Origin of the sequence: Streptococcus cristatus (genome assembly GCF_003943505.1) — a bacterium.
GTDB classification, from domain to species: Bacteria; Bacillota; Bacilli; order Lactobacillales; family Streptococcaceae; genus Streptococcus; species Streptococcus cristatus_E.
The window spans coordinates 129,753-146,639 of record NZ_RJPS01000002.1 but is presented as its reverse complement, the minus strand read 5'-3'; the positions used below and the strand labels follow the sequence as shown (position 1 = coordinate 146,639).

The window sequence follows — 16,887 nt, the reverse complement described above, 5'->3', positions numbered from 1 at the left end:
ATTTCGTCGTCCCACCTCCGCACAGTTGAGTAGGGCTGTAAAAGTTGATGAAATCAGCGTAGTAGAGCCCACTCAACCACTGCGTCTTGCTCGACACTCCAAAGACAATTGAGAGGCTAGGAGTTTTGTCCCAGACTCTTTTTAATTATTTTATTGGTCAACACTTTGTGCAGCTGTAATCAATGTTAAGTTATAAACGTCATCTGAATTACATCCGCGAGAAAGGTCGTTTACTGGCTTATTCAATCCTTGAAGAACTGGACCGACTGCTGAGAATCCACCTAAACGCTCTGCCATTTTATAACCGATATTTCCTGCTTCAATGCTTGGGAAGACAAAGACAGTTGCTTTACCTGCAACCTTGCTTCCTGGAGCTTTCAGGGCTGCTGTGCTTGGTACAAAGGCAGCGTCAAATTGCAATTCCCCGTCAACTTCTAGGTCTGGGCGCAAGTCATGAACCAATTTAGTCGCATGAACCACTTTATCAACGCTTTCTCCGAAACCAGAACCTTTAGTTGAATAGCTAAGCATAGCAATCTTAGGATCAATACCAAACATTTTGGCTGTCACTGCTGAGTTAATCGCAATTTCTGCCAAGGCTTCTGAGTCAGGATTGATGTTAATGGCACAGTCACTGAAAAGATAACGTTCTGAACCACGCACCATGAGGAAGGCACCTGAAGTTCTTGTTACATTTGGACGCGTTTTAATGATTTGCAAGGCTGGACGCACTGTAGCAGCTGTAGAGTGGATAGAGCCAGAAACCATACCATCTACGATACCGAGGTAGACCAGCATCACCCCAAAATAGTTAACATCTGTTCTTAAAAGCTCAAGAGCTTCTTCTTCGCTGATTTTGCCCTTACGACGTTCCACAAGAGCAGCTACCATTTCTTCCATTCTGTCATAGTTTTTAGGATCTATGACTTCATATCCGTCCATAATATTTTCGATTTCCAAGTAAATACGGATCCTATCTGGATTTCCCAAAAGAACTGGTGTAACTTCTGATTCTTTTACTATGCGTTTAACCGCTTGAAGAATACGCGGTTCTTGCCCTTCCGGTAATACGATACGAACATTTTTACCAACAACTGATTCTCTTAGATTTTCAAAAACTTCCATGAGTTTCTCCTTTAAAATTTTAATTATTTTTTGTTAACGATGTAATGATGTTTTGGAAATCAATCGGCAACTGGGATTCCAATTGGATCTGCTTTTCCAAAAATGGATTATAAAAAGATAAAGAGTGGCAATGCAAGGCCTGACGTGTAATTCCCGCTTCCAAAGTCCCACCATAGAGATCATCTCCGAGGAGCGGAAAGCCAAGATGGGCAAAGTGCACACGAATTTGATGGGTTCGTCCAGTGTGCAAGTGAATATCTACCAAATAGATATCGCCAAACTGCTCTACAACCTTGTAGCTGGTATGAGCATATTTGCCATCCTTTGTCACACATCTGGTGATGATGCTATCAGGGTCGCGCCCAATTGGCGCAATAATGTCCCCCTCTGGTTTAAGCTCACCGCTCCCCTGAACGAGTGCGTAATAGCGCTTCTCAATCTTTTTTTTCTGCAGTTGCTTATCCAGTCTTGCATGGGCATAGCCATGTTTTGCAAAGAGCATGAGTCCACTGGTATCGCGATCCAATCTCGTCACAATGTGAACCTGCTGATTTTCATAATCTTGCCGAATATAGTAAGCCTTGACAAAGTTTGCCATCGTATTAGAATGGTTGACACTAGGGATACTGGCCACCCCAGCAGGCTTATCTAAAACTAGAAAATGCTCATCTTCATATACGATCGATAAATCACGATCCACGGCTTCTAAGCTTTCAAATCCCTTCTCAGAAGGGATATCTACTGTCACCTTATCGCCAATATCCAGTAAGTAAATAGCGTTTTGAGGCTGATTATTGACAAGAATATTACCCCCTGCAAACTTCACCTTGGCCAAAAGCCCTTTCGAAATTTCATGCTTTTTCAAAAATGTTTTGACTTTGACATGCTCATCTGCAATAAACTCAAATCTCATTCTTGGCACTCCTCGATAAAGGAGTCTCTCACACGATTCCAAAAGCTGGTATGGCTGGGCGAAGCCACAAAGTTGATCTTATGATTATCGATCTGGTACTCAAGACGGACAATATTTTTACAAGAAAATGTTTGATTATCGACCGCTATGGTATAGTAATCATTACGTGTCGGCAACAGCTCAATCTTATCTTTTTTCGGAACGATAACCGAGGAACCTAAAGTACGATACACACGGTTATTGAGACTCGCAATCTCTGTCACTTGCAAGGCTTCAATCGTTGGGTGTAGGACTGCTCCTCCTAAAGATTTATTGTAGGCCGTGCTACCAGTCGGCGTTGAGACAGAAATCCCATCGCCTCTGAATCTCTCAAAGTGAACATTATTGATGACCACATCAACAACCATGGTTCTGTCGGAGCGTTTAATGGTTGCTTCATTAAGCGCTCGAATAGTCCGCGTTTCGCCATTTTCAAAGGTCAGCTTGACATTTAAAATCGGATAAGAGACCTTGGCACCTGTGTCCAATTTCAGATTTTCCACTAATTTGTCGATCTCAAAGTCTCGATAATCCGTATAAAATCCTAAATGTCCTGTATGGACACCAACAAAGCGAACCTTATCCAGCTGATCTTCATACTTGTGGAAGGCTGATAGCAGCATCCCATCACCACCAACAGAAATCACGATATCTGGATTTTTGGGTGTCAGGATAAAGCCTGCTTTCCGCAATTTTTGCATCAGAGTTTGAAATACTTCCTCACTCTGCCTTTTGCGATTGCGGATAATCGCAATTTTTTTACCTGTATTCTTCATCTGTATCGTCACTATTTCCAACACCGTCATTTAACTTGCGGTGCAGAGGATCAAAGAGCGCTTGTGCTTCTTGGATGGCATCACGAATGGCTCCCATCTCTTCGTCTAGTTGGTAGGCCAGATTGGCCGTTATCTCCAAGCGTTTCTTGATCTCCTCTGGAAATTCTCCTTTATACTTATAGTTTAAAGAGTGCTCAATCGTTGCCCAAAAGTTCATGGACAAGGTACGAATCTGAATCTCTGCCAAGATAACTTTGTTCCCATTAATTGTATCTACTGGATATTCAACAATGGCATGGTAGCTACGATATCCACTGGCTTTTTTGTTTTTGATGTAATCACGCTCTTGGACGATACGCATATCGGTCCGATTTCGCAAAACTTCTAAAACTTCGTCCACATCGTCTACAAATTGGACCATGACACGCAAACCAGCAATATCCTGCATCTCTTGGGCTAAGTTTTCCTCAGTTATCCCGCGAAGCTCCATTTTCTCCTTGATGCTTTCAATATGTTTTACGCGACCAGTTACAAACTCAATTGGTGAATGGCGTTGCTGTTTGCGATACTGTTTACGAATACCGCGAAGCTTGATTTTCAACTCACCAACTGCCTGAATATATGGATCCAGAAAATCTTCCCAATCTATTGTCATATACATACCTTGTCATCTATTCGTTTTTTGTATAAAATAAACACAGTTGTTATTATAACATAAAATCGCTTTCAGATAAAGAAAAGGATTTAAAAATGAACCATTTAGAAATAGAATACAAAACAATGTTAACAGAAGACGAACATAAACGACTTCTGACCTTCTTTGATCATGTCCAGCCAATTTTCCAAGTCAACTATTATATTGATTCGGCCGACTTTGCTCTCCGTGAAGCTCGTATGGCTCTGCGAGTCCGAACCACTCCTGACGCTGCTGAGTTCACTCTGAAAATTCCTCAAAAACTCGGAAATTTCGAGTATAACCAAGCCTTGTCCAAAGATGAATTTAAGAAAATTACAGAAAAATTGCAATTCCCTCAGGGAGAAATCCTAGACAAACTTCAAGAGAAAAAAATCCCAGTTGACAAACTAACAATACTCGGAACCCTTGAAAATATTCGATACGAAAAACAAGATGCAATCGGCCTTTTTGCCTTAGACGAAAGTCGTTACTTTGGTAAAAAAGATTTCGAATTAGAATTAGAGATCAATGATATTGAAAAGGGGGAGCAAAAGTTCAAAGACTTTTTAAACGAAAATCAAATCCAATACAAGCCTGGTAAAAGTAAGATTGCCAGATTTGCCGAAAACTTGTAAAAATGCTGAAATAATCTCATTTTTTTGGTAAAATAATATTTATAAATCTAAAGAGACAAAAAGAGGATGGTCATTCTAATGTCAGACAAAAAAAATATGAAGCTTTTCTCCCTCAATTCCAATCATTCAATTGCTGAGAAGATTGCTGAAGCTGCCGGAGTACCTTTAGGCAAACTTTCTTCCCGCCAATTTTCTGATGGCGAGATTCAAATCAACATTGAGGAGAGTGTTCGTGGCTATGATATCTATATCATTCAGTCTACCAGCTTCCCAGTCAATAATCACTTGATGGAGTTATTGATTATGGTTGATGCTTGTAAACGAGCAAGTGCCAATACAGTAACTGTGGTTATGCCCTATTTTGGTTATGCTCGCCAAGATCGGACAGCGGCTCCTCGCGAGCCAATTACTGCAAAACTCGTGGCTAATATGCTCGTTGGGGCTGGCGTAGATAGAGTCATCTCACTTGACCTTCACGCTGTCCAAGTACAAGGATTCTTTGATATTCCTGTTGACAATCTCTTCACCATTCCGTTGTTTGCCGAACATTATTGCAATATGGGATTGACTGGCGAGGATGTTGTCGTCGTTAGCCCGAAAAATTCTGGCGTGAAACGTGCTCGTAGCTTGGCAGAATATCTTGACGCTCCAATCGCCATCATCGACTATGGCGAAGATGAAGCAGGACGCTCCGAAGGATATATCATCGGTGAGGTTGAAGGCAAAAAAGCAATTTTGATTGACGATATCTTAAATACCGGTCGTACCTTCTCAGAAGCTGCTAAAATCGTTGAACGTGAAGGAGCTGTCGAAATCTATGCTGTCTCAAGTCATGGTTTATTTGCAGATGAAGCTGCAGACTTACTAGACAGTGTTCCTATCCGAGAAATCTTGGTGACTGACTCTGTTGATACTAAAGAAAAGACTCCGAAGAATGTTCACTATATCACTGCTAGCGAGTTGATTGGCGATGCTATCGTGCGTATTCAAGAAAGAAAACCAGTCAGCCCACTTTTTGCTTTTCAAAAGAAATAAGGGATAAATTTGTGATTTATTTAGATAATGCTGCTACGACTGCCTTATCGCCTGCTGCGATTGAGTCCATGACTCAGGCAATGACAGTCTTCGGCAATCCATCCAGTACCCACAGCCACGGACGAGAAGCTAAAAAACTGCTCCGACAAGCTCGCGAAGATATTGCTAAAGTTCTACACACACAGAGCAAAAATATCCTCTTTACATCAGGTGGTACTGAAAGTAATAACACCGCAATCAAGGGATATGCCCTACGCCATCAGAATCAAGGCAAGCATATTATCACTACGGCCATTGAGCACCATGCTGTTTTAGAGCCTGTTGAATACTTAGTAGAGAACTTCGGTTTTGAAGCCACTATTATTCAGCCAGTGGATGGGCAAATCCGAACTGAAGATATCAAGAATGCTCTCAGACCAGATACTATCCTTGTCTCAGTCATGGCTGTCAATAACGAAACAGGCTACATTTTGCCGATTCAAGAAATTGGTCAACTACTAAAGGATCATCCTGCTGCCTTTCATGTCGATGCAGTCCAAGCCGTCGGCAAGTTCCCCATCTATCCTGAAGAATGGGGAATCAATTTCCTGAGTGCATCAGGTCATAAATTCCACGGTCCAAAAGGAGTTGGATTTCTCTATGCCGACCAGATGGACTTTGATAATTTCATGCATGGCGGCGATCAAGAAAACAAGCATCGGGCGGGCACAGAAAACCTCGTTTCCATTGTCGGGATGGCAACTGCACTTTCTGAAAATTTTGCCCATTTAGAGGAAAATCTTGAGCATGCCCAGCAGTTAAAAGATACTTTACTGGACAACCTAACGGATATAGACTACTACCTAAACGAGAGTCAGCCTAGCCTGCCTTATGTTGTCAATATTGGATTTCCAAACCAAAAGAATGATCTTATCTTGCTTCAAATGGACCTTAATGGCTTTTCAATCTCGACTGGCTCTGCTTGTACCGCTGGTGCTGTTCAGCCCAGTCATGTCCTTCAAGCCTTATATGGTCCAAACTCTGAACGCTTAAAAGAATCCATTCGCATCAGTGTGTCAGACCAAACTAGCATCCAAGAAATCAAATTATTCAGCCAAAAACTAAAAGAAATACTAGGAGGATAAGATGGCTTTTCAAACATCTGTTAGCTTAGCTAACTGCGACTTCACCTATTCGCTCCATCCAAATGTTAAGAAATTTACCTTNCGGGACAATACATTTGCTGAAACAAAAGTTGGTAATTANGAGCTTTCTCGTTTACTNGAAGCTGTTCCCAATAGTGGCGATGGTTTCTTGCTTAAGATTATCGTTAATAAGGATCTAAGCGGAGTTAAAATCAATATTACGGACAAGTCTGGTTTAAGAATAGTTAATATCTTCAAATCAGAAAAACACCATATTATTCAGCAAAAATTTTATTTCTTGATGGATAGTTTAGTTGAAAGAGACATTTTTGAAAAAGCACCTCAATAAGCGAAATTCTAAGAATTTTGCTTATTTCTATTATTTTATCTATCTTTATTAGTATAATAATATTTTGTTCATCAAATTAGTTGATTTTTTCACAAGCTTTCTATAGAATAGAAGATAGAAAGGTCGTGATTTTGTGAAAACTGAAAAAAGTAATTCTATTCCACGTGCTACTGCTAAACGGCTCTCCCTCTACTACCGGATTTTCAAGCGATTTAACGCGGAAAATATTGAAAAAGCCAATTCAAAACAAATCGCAGAGGCGATTGGAATCGACTCTGCGACTGTTCGGCGTGACTTTTCTTACTTCGGCGAGTTAGGTCGTAGAGGTTTTGGCTACGATGTCAAGAAACTAATGAATTTCTTTGCTAATCTTCTCAACGACAACTCGATTACAAATGTCATGATCGTTGGTGTCGGAAATATGGGCCGTGCTCTTTTACACTACCGCTTTCATGAACGGAATAAAATGAAGATTGTAATGGCCTTTGATACAGATGATTATTCTGACGTCGGGACCACCACAAATGATGGAATTCCTATTTATGGAATTTCTCAAATTAAAGAAAAGATTCAAGAAGGAAACGTAAAGACAGCCATTCTGACAGTGCCGAGCGTTAAGGCACAAGAAGTTGCATCCGTCTTGGTTGATGCTGGTATCAAGGGAATTCTTTGCTTCTCCCCAGTGCACCTATCTGTCCCCAAAGATGTTGTTGTACAATATGTAGACCTAACCAGCGAACTCCAAACCTTACTCTACTTCATGAGAAAAGATGATGAGTAAGGTAAGAAAGGAAACAGACACTTTATGAAAAAACCGATTATCGGTATAACAGGAAACCAAAGGGATATTCCCAACGATCAATTTATCCATATCAGTTATACTTCAACTGGCTTTATCGAGGGAGTCAATAAAGTTGGAGGAATCCCAATTATCTTGCCAATTGGTGATGAAGCCTTGGCTCACACCTATATCACTATGATCGATAAACTGATCCTTACCGGTGGACAAAATGTCCAGCCTCATTTCTACGGCGAAGAACAGACTATCGAAAGTGATGATTATCTGCTTCAAAGGGATCTCTTTGAACTAGCTCTCATCCGAGAAGCACGAAAACAAAACAAGCCTATTTTTGGTGTCTGTCGTGGCACTCAACTCTACAATGTTGCTATGGGTGGCACACTTCACCAAGACATCGAGAATCACTGGCAAGATAGCACTGCTCAATATACTACACAGACTATGGTCACTAAAAACGGCTCCATCCTCCATGAATTATACGGACCTACTTGCCAAATCAACTCATTCCATCACCAAAGTATCAAGGACCTAGCGAAAAATCTAGAAGTTATAGCCTACGATCCTCGTGACAAGATCATTGAGGCTGTTACCTCGACTGATGGGAGTCCATTTCTTGGTGTGCAGTGGCATCCAGAATTTCTATTTCCCACAAGAACAGGGGATTTAGCCTTGTTTGATTATGTGGTTCACAAACTTTAGATCAAATCCGTTTTTTCACGATAGCTATAATAATTATTTTTTGAAACAATTAAATGATCTAAAAGAACCAACCCCATTAGCTCACAAGCTTCTTTCATGTGTTTGGTGACCTCGTCGTCATTCTTACTTGGTAGAGTCACTCCAGAAGGATGATTGTGCACAAGTATAATAGATGTCGCCAAGTGTTTGAGCGCATAATGCAAAATTTCGCGCGGCTCAGCCATACTTCTAGTTACCGTTCCTACAAAGATTGTCTGCTGATGGATGATCTGGTTCTGACTATTGAGATAAATAGCAACCAAACATTCCTGCTTTTTATCTCCCAATTCGACCTGCATTTTGCGAGCTAGTTTTTGACTTCCAAGAATTTGCTCCCTCTCCAGCATTTCAGCTTTGTTGATACGACAGCCGAGCTCAATAACGGCTTGCAACTCAACAGCCTTCACAGGCCCAATTCCTGAAATTGTCTGCAATTCTTGCAAAGTCAAATATTTCAAATCATTCAAACTAGAAATCGATGATAAAATCCTTTGAGAAACTTGAAAAACAGTTTCTTTTTTGCTGCCTGTTCGCAAAAATATAGATAGCAATTCCTGATTACTAAGTTTATCCGCTCCTTCTCTTATTAGCCGTTCACGTGGCATCATGCTTATGTCATCCTGCAATGAAATACGATACATATCAACCTCCTTACTTATTAATTCGAGATTAAGTAAAAAAAGATTAAATTCTTGCACAGTATCTCAAACATTAAATTTTATGAAAGAAATTTGCAGCTCTTATCAATCCAAAAACGAAGTAACTCTTGTTACTTCGTTTTGATAATATTTGCATTATAGCTGCATTTGATTGTAAGATTGACTGAAAGCATCTAAAATGTCTTTTGGTGCCTTGTCATAGTCAATCGTACTTTCAAGCGTACCTTTGACAATGGTTCGACTGGTTGCAGCTGCATCTTCACATGTGACTAAAGTAATTTCAGCAACTCCCTCTGTATCATTGATGACATCCACGCGCTCTGGTGCGACACTTTCTATACTAGAAATCGTATAGGTATAAATCTTTTCCTTATCCGTGATATAGATTTTCATCCCTATTTTGGCCCGATCTAGCGGTGAAAAGAGCATGTCACTGGCTCCAGTAATTCCAAAGACGTGATGGCTAGCTAAGGCGTAATTCCCTTGTCCCATCTGTTGATCTTCTTTCATGGTTCCAGCACCATAGTAGAGTCCAACATTATCTAATCCCTTGAAAATTGGCAGATTCATCGACACTTCAGGAATCGAAATACCACCGATAACTGGTAGTTTTTGAGCCTGCCACTGAGCATTGATGACCGCTTCTGTTGAAAGAGATTGGACTTCGCTAAACTCAAAACTCGACTCGACTGCCTTATTTTGCTTGATTTCTTCCTTGGAAACCTTGCTAACCTGGTATTGATTCGTGTGCCAAACCATAATCATATTTCGGATAGAAGAGTTGAAAATCAGCGCTAAGGCAACCAGAAATAAAAGGAAAACTGCACAGTTAATGATGAAATTCCTGAGCTTGAATTTCTTCTTAGATTTCTTCACATTCATCCTCCTCTTACTCTACTTCTTCCTCATCGTCTTTTGCGTCAGGCGCAACCGTTGTAAAGGTGACAATCTGGGCATTTTGATCCAGACGCATAACCTTAACTCCCATGGTTGAACGACCTGTCTGAGAAATATTAGCCACGCTAGTTCGAATGATGACACCTGTATTAGTGATAATCATCAAATCTTCCTCGCCAGTGACTGTCATCAGACCAGCAAGAGGTCCGTTCTTATCAGTGATATTGGCTGTTTTAATCCCTTTACCACCACGACCCTTGGTTGGATATTCACTAGCAAGAGTTCGCTTACCATATCCTTTTTCGGTAATGACAAGCACCTCATCACCCTCAGTAATCACACCGGCTCCAACAACTTGGTCGCCGTCACGCAGATTAACTCCGCGAACACCAGTCGCACTACGGCTCATATTCCGAACAGCTGTCTCATTGAAGCGGACAGAATAACCAAACTTAGTACCAATGATAACGTCTGCAGCACCGTCCGTCAGAAAGACGTTGATAAGCTCGTCTTCATCCTTCAAATTCAAGGCCTTGAGACCGTTCTGACGGATATTAGCAAACTCTGTTACGCTGGTTCGTTTAACCACACCCAAACGGGTTGTAAAGAAGAGGTAGGAATGATCGCTACTGTCCTGCTGGACATTAATAATGGTCTGAATGGTCTCTCCTTCATCAAGCTTCAAGAGATTTACCACTGGCAACCCCTTGGCTGTTCGGCCGTACTCAGGTATTTCATATCCTCTAAGACGATAAACTCGGCCTTTATTAGTGAAGAAGAGCAATCTGTCGTGGGTGCTCGTTGAAACCAGCTCTTTGACGAAGTCATCGTCTTTAACACCAGTTCCTTGGACACCGCGGCCACCACGTTTCTGAGCGGTAAATTCAGCCTGATTCAGACGTTTGATATAGCCTTTATTAGACAAGGTAATCAAAACATCCGCTTCCTCAATCAAATCTTCATCTTCAAGAGAAAGAACTTCTCCCACCATCAGCTCAGTTCGGCGGTCATCAGCATATTTACGCTTGACCTCGTCTAACTCTTCCTTGATAATAGCGATAACGCGCTCTGGCTTAGCCAAGATATCAGCTAAGTCCGCAATCAAAGCAATCAGTTCGTCATATTCTGACTGAATCTTATCACGTTCCAAACCAGTCAGACGGCGCAGACGCATGTCAAGGATAGCCTGACTCTGGCGCTCAGACAGCTCAAACTTAGCCATCAATTCAGCCTGTGCTTCTGCGTCTGTCTCGCTATTACGGATAATGCGAATCACTTCATCAATGTGATCAAGCGCAATCAGCAAACCAGCCAAGATGTGAGCTCGCGCTTCTGCCTTTTCTTTATCGAAGGCAGTCCGTCGAGTCACCACTTCCTTTTGGTGCTCAATATAAGCCAACAAAATCTCTCGCAGAGATAGAATCTTCGGCACACCATTTTGAATAGCCAGCATATTGAAGCTGAAATTGGTCTGCATCTGAGTCAGCTTGAAAAGGTTATTTAGAATGACATGAGCAGAGGCATCACGACGAACCTCAATAACAAAACGCACTCCTTCTCGGTTGGACTCATCGCGAACAGCTGTGATACCGTCAATGCGTTTTTCCTGCACCAGACGAACAATATGCTCATGAACCTTAGTCTTATTAACCATGTAAGGAAACTCGGTTACGACAATTCGCTCACGGCCATTTTTCATCTCTTCGATTTCAGTGCGAGAACGAAGAACAATCGAACCTTTCCCTGTTTCATAAGCCCGATGAATACCAGACTTGCCCATAACCAGTGCACCTGTCGGAAAATCTGGTCCAGGCAGGACTTCCATGATGTCGCGAGTTGTTGCTTCCGAATTGTCCATAACAAGCTTAACTGCATCAATAGACTCACCAAGATTATGTGGTGGGATATTAGTCGCCATCCCAACTGCAATCCCTGTCGCACCGTTTACAAGCAAGTTAGGGAAGCGAGCAGGAAGAACGACAGGCTCTCTCTCGCTGGCATCATAGTTATCAATATAATCAACAGTATTCTTGTTAATATCACGAAGCATCTCAAGAGCGATCTTGCTCATACGTGCTTCTGTATAACGCTGGGCAGCGGCACCGTCTCCGTCCATCGAACCGAAGTTTCCATGACCGTCTACCAGCATGTAACGATAGCTCCACCATTGAGCCATCCGCACCATCGCTTCATAAATAGAGGAGTCGCCATGCGGGTGATACTTACCCATGACATCCCCTGTGATACGAGCTGATTTCTTATGAGGCTTATCAGGCGTAACACCCAGCTCATTCATGCCATAAAGAATCCGGCGATGAACCGGCTTAAGACCATCGCGAACATCTGGAAGCGCCCGAGCCACGATTACACTCATTGCGTAATCGATGAAACTGGTCTTCATTTCACTGGTCAAATTGACATTTACTAAGTTTCTATCTTGCATTAAAAAATGCCTCGTTTCAATATTAAATCACTATCTCATTATACCACATTTTAGCTATATTTTCAGTATTTAAAACCAAATATAAAAACGTTTACATAGCCTTTTAGAGGTCAAAATTCCACGGTGAGCCGTGACAAACTGTATCAAAAGTGGTAGAATGTAATTGTATGGGGAAAACCCCAAAAATAATAAGGAGATGTTTAGAAATGACTGCTACTAAACAACATAAAAAAGTCATCCTTGTCGGTGACGGTGCCGTAGGTTCATCTTACGCTTTCGCGCTTGTTAACCAAGGAATTGCACAAGAGCTTGGAATTATCGAAATTCCACAATTACATGAAAAAGCTGTAGGTGATGCGCTTGACCTTAGCCACGCCCTTGCCTTCACTTCACCTAAAAAGATCTACGCAGCTCAATACTCTGACTGTGCGGACGCTGACCTAGTTGTTATCACTGCGGGTGCGCCTCAAAAACCAGGTGAAACTCGTCTTGACCTCGTTGGTAAAAACCTTGCCATCAATAAATCAATCGTAACACAAGTTGTTGAATCAGGTTTCGATGGTATCTTCCTTGTTGCTGCTAACCCAGTTGACGTTTTGACTTATTCAACTTGGAAATTCTCAGGCTTCCCTAAAGAACGCGTTATCGGTTCAGGTACTTCACTTGACTCAGCTCGTTTCCGTCAAGCACTTGCTGAAAAATTGGATGTTGATGCTCGTTCAGTTCACGCCTACATCATGGGTGAGCATGGCGATTCAGAATTCGCTGTTTGGTCACATGCAAACATCGCAGGTGTAAACCTTGAAGAATTCCTCAAAGATACTCAAAATGTTCAAGAGTCTGAACTAATCGAATTGTTCGAAGGCGTTCGTGATGCTGCTTACACAATCATCAACAAGAAAGGTGCTACATACTACGGTATCGCTGTAGCCCTTGCTCGTATCACAAAAGCTATCCTTGACGATGAAAATGCTGTACTTCCACTTTCAGTCTTCCAAGAAGGCCAATACGGTGTGAAAGACGTCTTCATCGGTCAACCAGCAGTTGTTGGTGCACACGGTATCGTTCGTCCAGTAAATATTCCATTGAACGATGCAGAAACTCAAAAAATGCAAGCATCTGCTAAAGAATTGCAAGCAATTATTGACGAAGCTTGGAAAAATCCAGAATTCCAAGAAGCATCTAAAAACTAATCAGAAAAACATCTCCTGATAAAAGGGGATGTTTTTTTGTTGTTTTATGTGGATCTATCAGCAAAAATATCAATCAAATAAGGAACAATCAGCTCTCCCTCTAACTACTCCAAAGAAGAAAGCCAAATAAAGTCTGTATGCTCCTCTGGATCCAATAGGATATCGCGCTGCTCTATAATCCTAGCCTCATAAACCAAGCGTGTAAAAACAGCATTTTTTCTTGAGTCAAACTGACTATCTTCATGGATAATCTTATCAATTCGAATCTTTTGATTAACCTCTTCTATAGCCTCGCGTAGAGCTGCTTCTCTGGGTAGTTCGTTCTCTTCTACGCTTCCGCCAGGAATATCCCAATAGCATGGATAGACATTAGGAAGGCCGCGCTTTATTTTAGAGCGTTTGATCAGCAAATACTGCCCATTCTTCTCAATCAAGGTATGAGCGATTATCTTCACCACCATAGCTGTCTCCTCCTTTTAAACAACAAAAAAGGACTCTTGCGAGTCCAAACTTCAGTCATCCACCCTGAGAGAATCGAACTCCCATCTCAAGAACCGGAATCTTACGTGATATCCATTACACTAAGGGTGGTAACTTATTTATTATAACCAATTTTTCACAAAAAAACAAGTCTAAATGGCTCCTTTTATGAAATTTATAATCTAGGTCAAATCAAAAGAGAGTGGGACAGAAATCGATAATTCGTTAGAATTCGATTTAGTCGTCCCACCTCCGCACAGTTGAGTAGGGCTGTAAAAGCTGATGAAATCAGCGTAGTAGAGCCCACTCAGCCACTGCGTCTTGCTCGACAATCCAAAGACAATTGAGAGGCTAGGACTTTTGTCCCACCCTCTTTATATATTTTATTTCTTTTCAATATGATCCGCTAGTTCTTCTTGGGCTTTTTTGTTAGATTCTAAGGTTTTTTCTTGCCATTTCTTCTTAGCTTCTTCATATTCTTTGGTCGTTACAATCTCGCTTCTGAGCTTGGTATATTTAAAGTTAAAGCCAGATCCTTTGATTCCAACGAGTGAATAGGCACGACTGAAAGGTTTGGACTTACTTACAGAAGGACTACCGCCTCCTGAAATGGTCGGCATGATAATCCCACTATCCAGCAACCAAGCTTGTGCATCCGCATATTTTTCATAGCGAACTTTAACATCTGTTGTTTCAGCATTTGCCTCTTCCAACATCTTAGTATAAGTGTCCAAGCCCAACTCTTTCATCTTGTCCATATCTTGGCCTGGCTCAAAGCCAAAATTTTGCAAGCTAGCGCCATTATTTACATTTAGAGTATCTAAGTAGGTAGATGGGTCTTGATAGTCAGCTGACCAGCCCCCTGTATAGAAATCATAATCCTTTTGAGCTGCAGTATTTGCAAAATAGGTGATGTTGTTCAAATCATCCACACTAATCTTCTGCAGGTCAATCACTACATTTTCTGCACCCAAGGTTGATTCAATCGATTGTTTTACTGAACTTGCCCATTGGATACTCACCTTGTCAGCCTGGTCTACAGGAAGGTCCAAATGAATTGGGAATTGAACTCCCTTAGACTCTAAAGCTTCCTTGGCTTTAGCAAATCTTGCTTTAGCTTTTTCTGGATTATAATAAGCATCCTGAGCATCTGTCAGATCAATATTTACCCATTCTGTACCATAATTCACTAATTTAGAAGCAACAACTTGGCCAAAGGTTTGATCGCCAATTTGAACAAATGTTGGAGGGACAAGCGTATTTCTCAACTGCTTGGTAGCTCCGTCTTCACCATTACTTTGTGCACCATAGGCAGTCCGGTCAAGGGCAAAATTGACAGCCTGACGGAAGTCTTTATTTAAAACCGCTTCTTTTGTTGCATTCTTTTGATCATCACTTGTTTTGGAAGTGTGATTGTATGATTGACGGTTGAAGTTGAAATTAAAGTAATATGAGGTCGCATCCTGTGGACTATAAAGGATATTGTCCGCATATTTCTTTTTAACTGCCGCAAATCCTGAAGTATTCGGATAGAGACGTGCACCACTATAAGCTCCATCGCTGAAGTTGCGAATCAAAGATTCTTGGTCTGATCCATCATAGTAGGTTAATTTGACATGTTCTAGACTGACCTTGTCTTTATCGTAATAATTTGGATTCTTAACGAATTCCATAGACGATTTAGAAGTCAAAGATTTCAAAAGAAAAGGACCATTGTAAAGAATACTTGATGGATCAACAGAACCAAAATCTTTTCCTTTAGACTTCAAAAATTCTTCATTGACAGGGAACAAGATATTATTCGTAGTTTTAGAGTTCCAATAAGGCTCTGGGCGTGTCAGCGTGTATTGAACAGTATAATCATCTACTGCCTTCACTCCGACTTTTGAAAAGTCTTTTTCGTCGCCTTTGACATAGGCATCCAAGCCACTAATCGAGTCCTGAATTAGGTAAAGAGCTTCAGACTTCTGATCAGCCACATATTTAAGTCCAGTCACAAAGTCTTGAGCTTTCACACTTGCAACTTCTTCGCCATCAACATTGAACCACTTAGCATCCTTACGAAGCTTATATGTGTAAGTCAGGCCGTCTTGAGAAACTGTCCATGATTCTGCAAGAGAAGGAACTAGATTTCCATATTCATCATTTTCCAAAAGACCATCTACAAGGTTTGTAATAACGTCTGATGTAGTTGCACGGTTAGTGGTCAGGTAGTTCAAGCTATCTGGATCGCTGGCATAAACATAAGAATATGTGGTTGTGCTGGATGAGGATTTGCCACATGCTGACAAGAATACTCCTGCACTAAGTACCACTCCAGTAGCTAAAAGCATTTTTGATACTTTCATAAATACACCTCCAAAAATCGAGAGAAGTCTAAGAATAAGAAAAGTAAAAATAAAGCCATTCCTTTATTTGATCCAATATTAATCTTAGTCCAATTTCTATGTTACATTTTATAACATAAGCTATTATACCAGAATTCTGATAAAAAGTAAATAGAGGAATCATAGAGTGATTATGGAAAATTTCTGAAAACTGCCTCCAACCAATCCAATTGACAAATATGCAGATTAAGCATATAATAAACTCAATGTAAACAAACGAGGAAATCACCGTGAATTCTAATTATATTACCCGCCTCAAGCGCTCTGAAGGTCAGTTAAGAGGCATTCAAAAAATGATTGAAGAGGACAGGGAATGTTCAGATATTCTAACACAGTTATTAGCCGTTCGCTCCAGCGTTGACCGTGTTATTGAGATGGTTATTACTGAGAATTTAACGGATTGCCTAGAAAATCCATCTGATGATCCGAAAAAACAAAGGGAAAGAATAGAGAAAGCTATTCATTTTCTGGTAAATCGAAAATAAGAAGAACAGGAAAAAAGAGGCTGGGACAAAAGTCCTAGCCTCTCAATTGTCTTTTGATTGTCGAGCAAGACGCAGTGGTTGAGTGGGCTCTACTACGCTGATTTCATCAGCTTTTACAGCCCTACTCAACTGTG

Annotated in this window: 17 protein-coding genes and 1 tRNA gene; 8 read left to right on the top strand and 10 right to left on the bottom strand. The window is 41.0% G+C overall.

The window, feature by feature from the left end:
• Positions 1 to 150: 150 nt before the first annotated feature.
• From pta to yjbM, 4 genes are read right to left on the bottom strand one after another with little or no spacing between them, the layout of a single operon-like run.
• On the bottom strand, positions 151 to 1,125 hold the full coding sequence (gene pta / locus D8792_RS02825; RefSeq protein WP_125372797.1) for a phosphate acetyltransferase: 975 nt from the start codon (positions 1,123 to 1,125) through the stop codon (positions 151 to 153).
• A gap of 19 nt (positions 1,126 to 1,144) precedes the next feature.
• Positions 1,145 to 2,038, bottom strand: coding sequence for an RluA family pseudouridine synthase (locus tag D8792_RS02820; RefSeq protein WP_125372796.1), 894 nt, complete (start codon positions 2,036 to 2,038; stop codon positions 1,145 to 1,147).
• Entirely contained in the window at positions 2,035 to 2,853 is an 819-nt protein-coding gene (locus D8792_RS02815; RefSeq protein ID WP_185758386.1) for an NAD kinase, read from the bottom strand. The genes D8792_RS02820 and D8792_RS02815 overlap by 4 nt, the downstream gene beginning before the upstream one ends.
• Positions 2,837 to 3,508 (bottom strand): GTP diphosphokinase, encoded by a 672-nt coding sequence (yjbM, locus tag D8792_RS02810; protein ID WP_125372903.1) that lies wholly within the window; start codon positions 3,506 to 3,508, stop codon positions 2,837 to 2,839. Before yjbM ends, D8792_RS02815 begins: the two co-directional genes overlap by 17 nt.
• 95 nt (positions 3,509 to 3,603) lie before the next feature.
• Here yjbM and D8792_RS02805 point away from each other — a divergent pair, with 95 nt between their 5' ends.
• The 6 genes from D8792_RS02805 (at position 3,604) to D8792_RS02780 (ending at position 8,170) form a co-directional block, all read left to right on the top strand.
• Positions 3,604 to 4,164, top strand: coding sequence for a CYTH domain-containing protein (locus D8792_RS02805; RefSeq protein ID WP_125372794.1), 561 nt, complete (start codon positions 3,604 to 3,606; stop codon positions 4,162 to 4,164).
• A 78-nt stretch (positions 4,165 to 4,242) separates the two neighbouring features.
• Entirely contained in the window at positions 4,243 to 5,199 is a 957-nt protein-coding gene (locus tag D8792_RS02800; protein WP_081105361.1) for a ribose-phosphate diphosphokinase, read from the top strand.
• Positions 5,200 to 5,210: 11 nt separating this feature from the next.
• A complete protein-coding gene (locus tag D8792_RS02795; RefSeq protein WP_125372793.1) occupies positions 5,211 to 6,323 on the top strand; it encodes a cysteine desulfurase family protein in 1,113 nt (370 codons plus the stop codon).
• 1 nt (position 6,324) lies between these two features.
• Complete coding sequence (locus D8792_RS02790; RefSeq protein ID WP_125372792.1) at positions 6,325 to 6,672, top strand: DUF1831 domain-containing protein; 348 nt, start codon at positions 6,325 to 6,327, stop codon at positions 6,670 to 6,672.
• A gap of 133 nt (positions 6,673 to 6,805) precedes the next feature.
• Complete coding sequence (locus tag D8792_RS02785) at positions 6,806 to 7,453, top strand: redox-sensing transcriptional repressor Rex (protein ID WP_062005325.1); 648 nt, start codon at positions 6,806 to 6,808, stop codon at positions 7,451 to 7,453.
• A gap of 24 nt (positions 7,454 to 7,477) precedes the next feature.
• Complete coding sequence (locus D8792_RS02780) at positions 7,478 to 8,170, top strand: gamma-glutamyl-gamma-aminobutyrate hydrolase family protein (protein WP_125372791.1); 693 nt, start codon at positions 7,478 to 7,480, stop codon at positions 8,168 to 8,170.
• On the opposite strand, the gene radC is transcribed toward D8792_RS02780, so the two are convergent.
• The 3 genes from radC to gyrA form a co-directional block, all read right to left on the bottom strand.
• Positions 8,167 to 8,850, bottom strand: coding sequence for a RadC family protein (gene radC, locus D8792_RS02775; RefSeq protein WP_125372902.1), 684 nt, complete (start codon positions 8,848 to 8,850; stop codon positions 8,167 to 8,169). The genes D8792_RS02780 and radC overlap by 4 nt on opposite strands.
• Positions 8,851 to 9,003: 153 nt before the next feature.
• Positions 9,004 to 9,750, bottom strand: a complete 747-nt coding sequence (locus tag D8792_RS02770) for a class A sortase (protein WP_125372790.1) — start codon at positions 9,748 to 9,750, stop codon at positions 9,004 to 9,006.
• A gap of 7 nt (positions 9,751 to 9,757) precedes the next feature.
• Positions 9,758 to 12,208 (bottom strand): DNA gyrase subunit A, encoded by a 2,451-nt coding sequence (gene gyrA, locus D8792_RS02765; protein WP_221763067.1) that lies wholly within the window; start codon positions 12,206 to 12,208, stop codon positions 9,758 to 9,760.
• Between the two features lie 206 nt (positions 12,209 to 12,414).
• Between gyrA and D8792_RS02760 the strand changes: the two genes are divergently transcribed.
• The gene (locus D8792_RS02760; RefSeq protein ID WP_005591942.1) at positions 12,415 to 13,401 is read left to right on the top strand and encodes an L-lactate dehydrogenase; all 987 of its coding nucleotides are present in this window, start codon (positions 12,415 to 12,417) and stop codon (positions 13,399 to 13,401) included.
• A 104-nt stretch (positions 13,402 to 13,505) separates the two neighbouring features.
• Here D8792_RS02760 and D8792_RS02755 read toward each other — a convergent pair whose 3' ends face one another.
• From D8792_RS02755 to D8792_RS02740, 3 genes are all read right to left on the bottom strand, one after another.
• Positions 13,506 to 13,862, bottom strand: a complete 357-nt coding sequence (locus D8792_RS02755) for an NUDIX hydrolase (RefSeq protein WP_125372788.1) — start codon at positions 13,860 to 13,862, stop codon at positions 13,506 to 13,508.
• Positions 13,863 to 13,920: 58 nt separating this feature from the next.
• Positions 13,921 to 13,992 (bottom strand) — tRNA-Arg (locus tag D8792_RS02750).
• 272 nt (positions 13,993 to 14,264) lie between these two features.
• Complete coding sequence (locus D8792_RS02740) at positions 14,265 to 16,229, bottom strand: peptide ABC transporter substrate-binding protein (protein WP_125372787.1); 1,965 nt, start codon at positions 16,227 to 16,229, stop codon at positions 14,265 to 14,267.
• A 269-nt stretch (positions 16,230 to 16,498) separates the two neighbouring features.
• On the opposite strand from D8792_RS02740, the gene D8792_RS02735 reads away from it, so the two are divergent.
• Positions 16,499 to 16,753, top strand: a complete 255-nt coding sequence (locus tag D8792_RS02735) for a metal-sensitive transcriptional regulator (RefSeq protein ID WP_015605027.1) — start codon at positions 16,499 to 16,501, stop codon at positions 16,751 to 16,753.
• Positions 16,754 to 16,887 lie beyond the last annotated feature (134 nt).